General features: G+C 64.6%; 1 protein-coding gene and 1 pseudogene. Both read right to left on the reverse strand.

Features of this window, described 5'->3' with window-relative positions:
* Nucleotides 1–761, reverse strand: a 761-nt coding sequence (locus ABT070_RS46210; RefSeq protein WP_351769372.1) for an IS256 family transposase, incomplete at its 3' end; no start/stop codon positions are given.
* A 243-nt stretch (nucleotides 762–1004) separates the two neighbouring features.
* Nucleotides 1005–1089: pseudogene (locus tag ABT070_RS46215) on the reverse strand (IS5/IS1182 family transposase); the annotation flags it as partial.

Raw genomic sequence — 1089 nt, forward strand, 5'->3', positions numbered from 1 at the left:
CGCAGCAGATGCACGACACACGTCTGGACGATCGTGCGAGGCCAGACGGCTTCCACGGCTTCGGGCAGACCCTTGAGCCCGTCACAGACCAGCATGAGCACGTCGTCCAGGCCACGGTTCTTGAGCTCGGTGAACACGTGGAGCCAGTACTTTGCTCCCTCGCCGCCGTCGCCGGCCCAGATGCCGAGGATGTCGCGGGTGCCGTCCACGGTCACGGCCATCACTACGTAGATCGGACGGTTCGCGACCTTCCCGTCTCTGATCTTGACGTTGATCGCATCGACGAACAAAACGGGGTAAACGCGGTCGAGCGGCCGGTTCTGCCACTCGGTCATGCCCTCCATCACCTTGTCGGTGATGGTGGAGATGGTCTGCTTGGAGACCTCGGCCCCGTAGACCTCGGCCAGGTGGGCGGCGATCTCGCCGTGCGTGAGCCCCTTCGCGGACAACGACAGAACCATCTCGTCGACCCCGGTCAGCCGGCGCTGCCACTTCTTGATGATCTGCGGCTCGAACGTGCCCGACACGTCACGCGGAACCTTGATCTCGACCGGTCCGACGTCGGTCAGCACGGTCTTGGCCCGGCCTCCGTTGCGGGAGTTGCCACTGCCCCGGCCGGCTGAGCCGTGCTTCTCGTAGCCGAGGTGATCAGCGATCTCACCTTCCAGAGCGGACTCCAGGACCCGCTCGGTCAGCTGCTGCAGCAGCCCGCCCTGCCCAGTCAGATGCAGTCCCTCTGACCGGGCCCGCTCCACCAGCATCGCCACCAACTGCTCGTCCGACACGGGCACGGGCGGCCCGGACAAGTCCTGCTCGACAGGCTCCACGGTCCCCAACTCCACAGCGATATCAGTGAGCCTCTTCAGCCGCTCCTCCGGCGAGTGAGGGTCCCGAGTATGTTGACGAAGCCTCCAAGCAGGGCAGTTGCTGTCCTTGCCGGGCCGAGCTGCCGAAGCGACGTCACCCAATCGGTGGCCACTCTGAAAAGGCTCACTGAACCTCTTTCATCCTGAATAGTCGCAGGTCAAGAGTGTGTGGATGGCTTGGACGACGGTGCCGATACGCCGGGTGGAACATCGGGCTCGCCGT

The organism is Streptomyces sp. NPDC002884 (assembly GCF_040295245.1).
In the GTDB taxonomy this organism is placed as follows: domain Bacteria; phylum Actinomycetota; class Actinomycetes; order Streptomycetales; family Streptomycetaceae; genus Streptomyces.